This window comes from Candidatus Zixiibacteriota bacterium, from assembly GCA_034439475.1.
GTDB lineage: Bacteria > Zixibacteria > MSB-5A5 > GN15 > FEB-12 > JAWXAN01.
On sequence record JAWXAN010000044.1, the window covers coordinates 1 to 10,520 of the forward strand.

Annotated in this window: 5 protein-coding genes; 4 read left to right on the plus strand and 1 reads right to left on the minus strand. The window is 51.3% G+C overall.

All coding sequences use genetic code 11. The annotated features are described in order from the left end of the window. On the minus strand, positions 1-3,615 hold a 3,615-nt coding region (locus SGI97_06515; protein ID MDZ4723539.1), incomplete at its 3' end, for a thrombospondin type 3 repeat-containing protein. Positions 3,616-3,832: 217 nt separating this feature from the next. On the opposite strand from SGI97_06515, the gene SGI97_06520 reads away from it, so the two are divergent. The 4 genes from SGI97_06520 to SGI97_06535 all read left to right on the plus strand — a co-directional run. After that, positions 3,833-5,749, plus strand: a complete 1,917-nt coding sequence (locus tag SGI97_06520) for an aromatic amino acid hydroxylase (GenBank protein ID MDZ4723540.1) — start codon at positions 3,833-3,835, stop codon at positions 5,747-5,749. 356 nt (positions 5,750-6,105) lie between these two features. Continuing rightward, a complete protein-coding gene (locus SGI97_06525) occupies positions 6,106-9,684 on the plus strand; it encodes a hypothetical protein (GenBank protein MDZ4723541.1) in 3,579 nt (1,192 codons plus the stop codon). Between the two features lie 28 nt (positions 9,685-9,712). Continuing rightward, positions 9,713-10,426 (plus strand): tetratricopeptide repeat protein, encoded by a 714-nt coding sequence (locus SGI97_06530; GenBank protein MDZ4723542.1) that lies wholly within the window; start codon positions 9,713-9,715, stop codon positions 10,424-10,426. After that, positions 10,344-10,520: tetratricopeptide repeat protein (locus tag SGI97_06535; GenBank protein ID MDZ4723543.1), on the plus strand; the 177-nt coding region annotated here is incomplete at its 3' end. The genes SGI97_06530 and SGI97_06535, both read left to right, overlap by 83 nt.

Genomic DNA, 10,520 nt, shown 5'->3' on the forward strand with positions numbered 1-10,520 from the left:
ATCACCAATGTCGACAACGGCATCCGGCGGGGAGGCAATGTCGCCTTCAGCTGTACATAGCAACGGAGCCAAGGTGATAAAGAGGTTGTCAATCAAAGCGGTCAAGTCACCAATGTCGACCACGTCGTCGAGTGAGCCGTCGACGTTTCCAGTCGACCCGATACAACAGCCTCCAACTCCTGTGGCTGGGATAACATGGTCAAGTAACCATTGTCTGGCCTTTGCGGCATTGGTGACAATATTATCCGTCGCCGTCTTGGTCGTCGCAAGAGCCGTATATATGTAGAGCGTATCGCCCGCGTTGATCGTCTGGTTGTTGAAATAGGTCATGACGCTATGTTGATCGGTGGCAGTCGGGTGTGAGCTGTAACCGGCATTTTGCATATTGTTATAAATCTCTGAAGCCACAAATCCGTTGGTGGGATAGAGATAGGTTGGATTTGATGCCGTGTAGGCCCCATACGGATTGAGGCTTGTATCGACAGTGAGTCCGTCGGTCGATACGCCGAGGAACTGAATAACACCGAATCGTTTCGTATTATCCTGACAACTGGCTCCGATACCATTCTGGTAGATCATCTTCATGGATGAATTGAACGCGCCCAGATTGTTTGAACCGGAATTTGTCGGTATATCCCAGTCTATTCCTTCGCCGATTGCAAGTCCGCTGTGGCTGGCGCCGTTCCACGAGTATACTTTCAGACACTGTATAACGAACTGCGAGCTGTCGAGTTGTTTTGGAGCGTACCAGATTTTCTCAAGTCCAATCGTAGCATCACTCGTGACAAACGATCCAGAGCTATAAATATCGTAATCACCGGCATCGACTGTAGGAATAGTGGGATTGCCGCCCGTGGTTGGCCGTTTGAATTTGTTGGTGTTAAATAAATTCCAATATGCCTCATGCGAAACCCCGTTGAAACGCGCGATAATCGGCGTGCCATCATAGGCATAGACCGACGCGCAATCTCCTTCGTTGCCGTAATCGAGGGTCGTATTCGCCGTGCCGCTGTGAGCAAAATTGCCGTTGTCACTGACAACCAATTGAATGCGCGCGGTGGCAATGGTATCAAATACCGGCGGGTTGCTCACTAATTCACAGACATCCCCGACTCCGTCATTGTCGCTGTCGGTTTGACTGGGATTATAAATTGTGGGGCAGTTATCTAACGCGCAGGTAGTCAGTGGGAAGCCGGGCGAGCCAAAGCCATCACCGTCCGGATCGGTGCAAGTATCGCAGGCATCGCCAATCAAATCGCCGTCAGAATCCTCTTGGCCGGAATTAATCTCTGTCGGGCAATTATCGCACTGGTCGGGCACGCCGTCGCCGTCGCCGTCGGGTCCGGCGGGGCAGGGAACAGTGGTCTTGAACATTGAGCGGCCATGAGTTGCGGCTACTAATAGTCGTGTTCTCGGGTTCATCTCAAGGTCATGCACAGTCGTTATCGGCAAGCCGGTTCCAAGCAGGGCCCATGAGCCGCCCAGGTTGTTTGATAGATAGACGCCGACATCGGTTCCGATATAGAGCGTCTGGTTGTCATGCGGGTCAAGGATAACATCATTTATCGGCGCGCTCGGAAGATTGCTGCTTACATCGGTCCAGCTTGCCCCGTAGTTAATTGTGCGGTAGATATGGGGGAGATTTAGGCCCTGAGTAATGTATCCCGAAAGAGTTACATAACAGATAGCCGCATTTGACGGATCTACCGTAAGACGGGTGACCCATCGGTCTGGCAGAAGTGCGCCAATGTCTGTCCATGAGCCGCCGCCGTTTTGGGTGACAAACACGCCGCCGGTTCGGTCACCGGCATACACAACTTGCCCGTCGGATTTGGCCGCGCCTATTGTGGTGATGTATCGTGTGGTGAGAGATGGGCTGATTGCGGTCCAGTTTTGCGCCCCATCAATAGTCTTATATACTTTTTCTGTGCCATAGTAGAGGATCTGAGGGTTATTCCGATCCATCACAACAGGAGTGTTCCATCCATGCTCATCGTTTGGATCAATGCCGGCCTGAGCATAAGAAAATGAAAAGCCGCCATCGATGGAACGATTCAGATTTCCATTCTGTGATTCGGCATAGACATTATTTGGATTGGCATAGTCGACCAGACAGTAGAAGCCGTCACCCCCTAAAATTGACGCCCAGTCATTGTCGCTTCCGGTGAGTGTCCGGGGTGTTCCGTTATCTTGAGTACCTCCAAGGATATGATTGTCGTTCTGATAACTGACCGTCATTGCATAAAACTGTGTGCTCGGCATATTTCGGAAAACATTCCAACTTCCTGCGCCATCGGAACTATAGTTCACACCGCCATCGCAGCCGCCATAGAGAACGTTGTTATTTGCCGGCAGGATAAAGAGATCGTGGTGGTCAACATGAGTCGCCCCCGTTACATGATTCCAGTTTGCTCCGCCGTCGGTACTTTCCCACAGCGTCACGCCCAGAGTATAGAGGAGATTTGGATTCCCGCGGGCCGTGCGTATCTGTCCGAAATACCAGCCAAAATTACTGAAACTGGATGCGATTGCGCCGTCGTTAACCCGAACCCAATTTACGCCATCATCGACACTTTTGTACACTCCAAGCAGGCCGCCACCGGAACTGATATGCAGGGCATAGACCGTATTTGAATTTTGGTCCATCGTCAAGCCGATACGGCCGATACTGCCTGCGGCTGGAAGTCCGCCTGTGCCCTGAATATTTGTCCAGGTAGCCCCAAAATTCGTTGAGCGCCAGATAGCGCTGGTGCTTCCCGATGTCCATCGCCACATAGCACAAAGCATAGTGCCGCTGACTTCATCGAGCACAACATCAATTGCGCTGGTTGAATTGTCAACAAAGAGGACTTTTGTCCAGTTAACACCGGCATCGGTTGAGCGGTACAGTCCACGGTCGACATTGTTGTTGCCGCCGAAAACTTTACCCATGACCGCAACCCAGACCGTATCGGGGCGAAGCGGGTCAATGATAATTCTTCCAATTCTGGAGCTGTTTGGAAGCCCCATATTTGTCCAATTGAGACCCCCATCGGTACTTTTGTAAATGCCAGTCCCCTCGTAGGTATCGATAGCCGCGGCGGCTTCGCCGGTGCCGACATAGACGATATTGGCATTTGTCGGATCGACCGCAATCGCGCCTATAGAAAAGACGCCAACCGCATCAAAAATTGGAGTCCAGCTTGCGCCAAGGTCAGTGGATTTGAAGACACCGCCCGCCGCCGCCCCGGCATAAATCGTGTTGGGATCGCTGGTGGGAACCGCCAAGGCCGTTATACGGCCCGGGATATTGGTCGGTCCGGTCCCTGACCATACTGGTGTATTGGGTGTCGCCCGAAACGAATTGCGCATAGAATGCGCCTCGTTCAAAGCTTCAAGATATTTTTCCTGAGGAATGACATCGTAGGGATAGGCGCGTTGTTCATAGAAGTATGTATTCGGGACCTTGGGAATCCCCTCCTGCAAACGATTAATTTTCCCGAATTTCTTGAGCCGATAATACGCCTTCCGGTCTTCTGGCAGATCGGCCATAGTTTTCTGCTTCGGAGGAAGCATAAGGAAAATCGCGCTCGTTGCAATAATGGCGATAGAAATCGCCAGCAATATTTTTTTCATTTATCCTATCTCCAGTCCGCGGAATCGTGCGTGGACCCATCATTGTTTCTTATGTAAATTATTGAGCCTGAAGCCCAATAAAGCCACGTAGGAAATTAATAGCAGCACGTACTTCGTATTCTACCCAAATTAGCCATTTTGTCAAGGCAAAAAGTTGCCGGGACTACTCAGGAAGAGACCGATTGAGCCCTATTTCGTACAAAAGCGGAGCCTTGGTATGCCGATAGTTAGAGAACAATTCTTGCCCGTGACTGTTATTTCGGGTATACTTATAAAGCAAAGAGGCCGAGAGCTTTCGAGTAGTGAAAGTCTGCTTCTTTTAGGCAACAAGCATGGAGGTATAGTCGGCATGCAACCAGTTCAGAGCAAAAAAAAGAGCGAGCCGTATTTTAGCGACAACCCCCAAGTTTCTCGCTTGCCGAATCATCTTCTCCAATTTGCCGTAGATCAAAATTACTCTCAGTATACTGCTGTCGATCATGCTGTCTGGCGTTATATCATGCGTCAGAACTGCCATTTTCTCAAAGAAAATGCACATAAAGTATATTTCAAAGGATTGCTTGAGACCGGAATCGATTTGGATAGCATTCCAAGCATCGACGACATGAATCGGATTCTCGGCCAAATTGGCTGGGGGGCTGTTGCTGTCGATGGTTTTATTCCACCAGTCGCCTTTATGGAATACCAAGCTTATAAGGTGCTTGTCATCGCCTGCGATATGCGCCAGATACATCATATCGACTATACTCCGGCTCCTGATATAGTCCATGAAGCGGCTGGGCATGCGCCTATTATAGTCGATTCTGAATATTCGGCGTACTTGCAGCGTTTTGGAGAAATTGGCGCAAAAGCGATGTCTTCAAAGAAGGACTTCGAACTCTATGAGGCGATTCGCTCCCTTTCTATTTTGAAAGAGATTCCAAATACCTCTGCCACAGATATTGCCTCCGCCGAGAAACTGGTAAAAGAACGTCAGGCGAATTTAGGAGAGCCTTCTGAAATGGCGCTTTTGTCACGTCTGCATTGGTGGACGGTCGAGTTTGGACTGATAGGTCCGATGGATAAACCAAAAATCTATGGCGCCGGATTGCTTTCATCTATTGGAGAGTCGGTGACTTGTCTTGAGGATCATATCAAGAAAATCCCCTACTCTGTCGATGCGGCTAGTTTTCCATTCGATATAACGACACAACAGCCTCAGCTTTTTGTTACGCCGGATTTTGATCACCTCAAAATGGTACTCGAACAGTTTGCAGATACTATGGCTTTCCGCCGCGGAGGAACCGAAGGTCTTCAAAAAGCCATTGATTCACACAACACCGGGACGGCTGTCTATTCATCGGGATTACAAGTCTCAGGCGTTTTCACCGACATTCTCACACACCGCGGCGACCCGATTTATCTGAAAACGACCGGCCCGACAACTCTTGCAATCAATGAGTCGCTTCTTCCCGGTCATGGAAGAGATTATCATAAAGACGGTTTTGGCTCTCCGGTCGGCAATTTCAAAAATGTTCCGCGTCCGCCGGAAGATCTCGATGACAGCGGGCTTGCGCTCTGCAATGTAGTACTTGGAAAAGTCGGAACGCTTGCTTTTGAAAGCGGAATAAAAGTCCTCGGCCGTCTTGAGAAAATCGAACGGCGCAATGGCAAACTGCTTCTGCTGTCATTTAGCGACTGCTCGGTAGTCTATGGCGACTCCGTTCTTTTCCGTCCCGATTGGGGAACGTACGATATGGCTATCGGCGCAAAAATTATCTCTGTCTTCAGCGGCGCGGCGGATATGGACGCCCATGAACAGATAGCTTTGGTCTCAAAAACGCGGACGGTCAAAGTCACATATGACGATGAAACCCGCCGCCTGCAAAAGTTGTATGGCCTGTTGCGAGCGATGAGGGAAAACCAGGAAAGCCTTGCTGATCTTCCCGATCTCTGGAACACAGTTAAGGCAGAGCATCCAGACGACTGGCTTCTGTCGCTTGAAGTAGTCGAGCTGCTCGAAGCAAGAAAACTGTTCCCTGAACTAAAAGCCCAGGTTCGGGCGTATCTTGAAACTAAAGCAAAGTCAGAAAAAGAGTATTCGAAACTTATCGCTGACGGCCTCAACCTCTCGGGTAATCTCAAGGCGCGGTAGGCCGAAGTTTATTCAAAATATCTGGTGCACTCAGGCGCCCTCCCCTGAGTGCACCACATAAGATCACACCGTCCGCCGCGGCGGATTTCTTAAGTGAAACGTGGCAATCTTATGTTCGTTTGTTCCGTTAGGTCTTGGCTTTGGCTGAGCGTAGCGGAGGCAAAGGTGTGACCTGACGGTCGCTCGCCCTCTCACACAGCCAAAAATGGCTTTCCTTCTTATCCCTAAAAGAGTATTATAAATCATGCCTGCAAGCGATGCCATTTGGCCGACAATATACAGCGCGTGAACCTCCAAGCTGTATGTATGAAATGCAAATATTCAAGCACCCCATAACCAAAGACAGGAAAGACACCATGCGCACCATCCAACGCCTTGTTCTGAGTCTTCTGTTGGTTGTTTCACTCTCTTCGCTGAGTTTCGGAAAGACTGATGAGTTTGGAACGCTCAAACCAAACCAGAAGATTGCTTCGTTCAAAACCGAAGCTGTGTATGAAAATGAAATTGGCACCGTCATCGGGGCGCGGTTTCGGCATATCCCCAGTGATTTTGTGCTGGATTTGCTCCGCATTCAATCGGTTCCACAGGGATTTATGTGGGTAAACTCACCCCCTCCAACCGACCAAGGGGAGCCGCACACACTCGAGCATCTGCTTTTAGGCAAGGGGACGCGTGGTCGGTATGTGGCCTCATTGGAAGATATGTCGCTCGGTCAAAGTTCGGCCTTCACCGAACAAGTTCGCACCTGCTATCATTTTCATACCAGCGCGAGTAACGATGCTTTTTTCAACCTTTTCGAAGCAAAACTCGATGCCATGCTCAATCCCAATTTCAGCGATGAAGAGATTCGCCGCGAAGTTTGCAATATGGGCATTATCTCCGGTGATGACGGCTCGCTTCGTTTAGAAGAAAAAGGTACTGTCTATAATGAAATGGTTTCTTCGTTTGAGCGCCGTTGGGGGAATCTCTATTTTACTCTTGGACGGCTCATGTATGGCATGGATCACCCGCTGTCGTACTCGGCTGGCGGTTTCCCTGCTGCCATCCGCACCATGACACCGGCCGATATTCGCAATTTTCATTCATCGACGCATCACCTAAATAATATGGGAGCGGCCGTTTCCATCGGCGATGACATTTCATTGGCCGATTGTCTTACCAAACTTTCTGACATCTGTGGTCGTGTCGAGCCTAAAGCAAAAAAGGGGCTGGACCCGGCAAGCCTTTATGACCGCTTGCCGAAAATAAATCCTCTGACGGTCGGCACAATCCAGCTTGAGAACTTCCCATCGAATAATCCCGATGACCCGGGGCTATTGGTCTACGCCTGGCCAGCGACACAGAAGTTTAACAACAATGAAAACTATTTCATGCAATTGCTTCTTGAGAATCTTTCATCAGGCGAAACATCGAATTTGCACCGACTGTTTGTCAATTCACAAACCCGAATCATTGATATCGGCGCAAGTTCCGTATTCGGTTGGCTCGACCAAGGACCGGGCTATCCGGCCTATATCGGCTTCGACGATGTCAAACGCGAATCTCTCACTGAAACGATGATTGACTCAGTGCGCGGCCTGGTGCTCTCAGAAGTCACTCGTATTGCCGCACTGCCTGACACTTCGGCTGAACTCAAAGCATTCAACGAGCGCGCCAAAAATCGTGTTGTTGAGCGACGCCGCTACCTGCGCATGTTCCTCAATTCCCCTCCGGGATGGGGATCGCGCGGTGTGGGTTCGGAATGGATAGAGCTCGTGCAACGCCTGCACCGGCTGGGCGGTTTCAAACGCTCGCTTACTCTCAATCCGGAGTTGGCATTTGCAGACAGCCTTTTGGCTTTAGACGGAAATATCTGGAGTTCCTATATTACCAAATGGCGTCTTGTTGCAGACAAGCCCTATGGCGTCGGCACCCGCCCCGACCCGCAAATGATAACCACCTCAGAGTCCGAGCGGGTCGAGCGAGGCAACACATACGCTGATAAATTGATGGCCGACTACGGCGTTGAGTCGCGCGAGGCCGCAATTGTTCGTTACAAAGAAGATTACGATAAAAACACCGCTCTCATTGACGAGGAAGGCAAAAAAATTCAGATGCCCGGCTTCATTAAGAATCCACCGCTCGGTATCGATGATAACCTTCGCTATACCGTCGATACGCTCCCCGGCGGCGGCTCGATGGTCGTCTCGACTTTTGACAACATCACGAGCGGCACATTCGCGCTGGCATTCAACATGGATGTTGTGCCGGAATCACTCTTGGTCTATGCCGCCGCGCTCCCGACCTTTATTTCACAGGTCGGCGCTATACGCGATGGACAGGCAATCTCTTACGAACAGTTCATCGAATCAATTCGCAAAGAAATTCTCGGACTTAATACATATTACAGTGTTAATTACCGAACCGGACGCTCGGAGCTTGTGGTCAGGGCCGCCGGAAGTAACCGCGAGGAGAGCAAAAAGGCGCTCGGGTGGCTTGCGACGTCGCTTTTTGATCCTGACCTACGCGCCGAAAATCTTCCTCGCATAGGTGACGCCATTCAATTAGGACTCAGTAATCACCGAAGCCGCACTCAAGGCTCCGAAGAATCATGGGTCAACAATCCGGCCGAAGCTTATTGGAAGCAAACCAATCCGCTTCTCCTGGCAACGGATTGTTTTTTCACTCGCGCTCATGCCTTCCAGCGCCTGCGATGGCTATTGCGCGATGTCGCATCCCCCGAAACCGGCAAAGAGTTTACCGGAGTCATGTTGGCGCTCTCCACAGCAGGCAGTACGATGGGCCGCGATTCGCTGAGCGCGCTGCTTGATCAATTGTCACTTGGCGATAAGAGTACTTCGACAAGTCCTGTCATCTCAAGATATAAAGCTGTCAGCGGCGAAACGAAAACGCTTGTGAACGACGCTGTCGAAGACCTCCGCCAATCAATAGCCGATGTGCCCGATGCTACTCTTTCACGCGACTGGGAATATCTCTGCAAACAGATTACGGCCGATTCCCGTGTTTCACCTCGCGATGCGCTGGCTTCGATTCAACATGTCCTTGATCTTGTCCGACGCGCCGATAATGTCCGCGCTTTTGTGATTGCTAACAGCGAAGACCAGAAGACGCTCGTTCCTGAACTTGAGGCCATCGTGAAGCGCTTGAACACAGAGCCGTCGACACATCAGACCTATTCGCAGGAGTCACATGTTATCAACCGCATGCATCAACATTCGACCGGCACAGGCAAACCGCTTTTTGTCGGTCTGGTTGAAAATGGAACCCGATCCGGTGTGCATATCAATACTGCCGATTGTGCCGGATTCTGGGACAGCGACCCTGAGAAACTTCTCACCTTTCTCTCAGCGCGCCTCTATGGCGGCGGAGGGGCGCATAGTATGTTCATGCAGACCTGGGGCGCGGGACTTGCCTATTCAAACGGACTTCGCAGCAACGAGACCAACGGACGTCTCATGTACTACGGCGAACGATGCCCAGACCTTGCCCAGACAATGCAGTTCGTCGTCAGCACACTGAAAAATGCCCCATACGACAGCTCTCTTGCCGATTATTCAGTGTCGCAGGCATTTGCCGTGATGCGAAGCGGGTCGTCGTATGAGGCGCGGGGCGAAGAGATGGCCGATGATCTTGCTGATGGCATTACCCCGGATGTTGTCAGCCGTTTTCGTAGAGGGATTTTGGATTTGCGAAGCCAAGGCGGTCTCTATAAAAAGCTCCATGAACGCATGGAGAGAACGTACGGCATGGTGCTTCCTGATTATGGACCAAACGCAGTGGAGTCTGTGGACAAATTCGACGCCAATTATTTTGTTATCGGCCCGGAGAAGCAGTTGGATAATTATGAGAAATATCTTAGATCAGTAGAGTCTCCGGATATAACAATTCAAAAGATATACCCGCGTGATTTCTGGCAGACGACGGAAGGGTTGTAGGGCCGGGTAGGCCGCGAAAAGAGTCCTGATGAAACAGTTCGAAACAATAAGGAAAGGGAAACAGGTGAGAACAGCAGTTACTTTATTTCTATGCCTATTTCTCTTGCTCGGGGTAACCACGACCGTCCATGCCCAAGGCATCGAGTGGGAGACGCTCAATGAGGAGGTGATGGCGCTATACCAGAAGGGTCAGTACGACCGCGCAGTGGTGGTAGCAGTGAAGGCGCTTGATATTGCCGAGAAGGCCCTCGGTCCAGACCATCCCGATGTGGCCCAGAGCCTGAACAACCTTGCGGCGCTCTACCACCACCAAGGCCAGTACGCGCTGGCCGAGCCGCTGTACAAGCGCGCGCTGGCGATTAGGGAGAAGGCCCTCGGTCCAGACCATCCCGATGTGGCCCTGAGCCTGAACAACCTTGCGGGGCTCTACGACACCCAAGGCCAGTACGCGCTGGCCGAGCCGCTGTACAAGCGCGCGCTGGAGATTTTTGAGAAGGCCCTCGGTCCAGACCATCCCGATGTGGCCTTGAGCCTGAACAACCTTGCGGGGCTCTACAACACCCAAGGCCAGTACGCGCTGGCCAAGCCGCTGTTAAAGCGCGCGCTGGAGATTTTTGAGAAGGCCCTCGGTTCCAGACCATCCCGATGTGGCCGGGAGCCTGAACAACCTTGCGGGGCTCTACAACACCCAAGGCCAGTACGCGCTGGCCGAGCCGCTCTACAAGCGCGCGCTGGAGATTAGGGAGAAGGCCCTCGGTCCAGACCATCCCGATGTGGCCTTGAGCCTGAACAACCTTGCGTTTCTCTACAACACCCAAGGCCAGTACGCGCTGGCC

What these genes read in the sequence shown, in the direction of transcription:
- SGI97_06525 (MDZ4723541.1), top strand. Translation starts at nt 6,106, where the DNA reads ATGCGCACCATCCAACGCCTTGTTCTGAGTCTTCTGTTGGTTGTTTCA.
- SGI97_06520 (MDZ4723540.1), top strand. Translation starts at nt 3,833, where the DNA reads ATGCCGATAGTTAGAGAACAATTCTTGCCCGTGACTGTTATTTCGGGT.
- SGI97_06530 (MDZ4723542.1), top strand. Translation starts at nt 9,713, where the DNA reads ATGAAACAGTTCGAAACAATAAGGAAAGGGAAACAGGTGAGAACAGCA.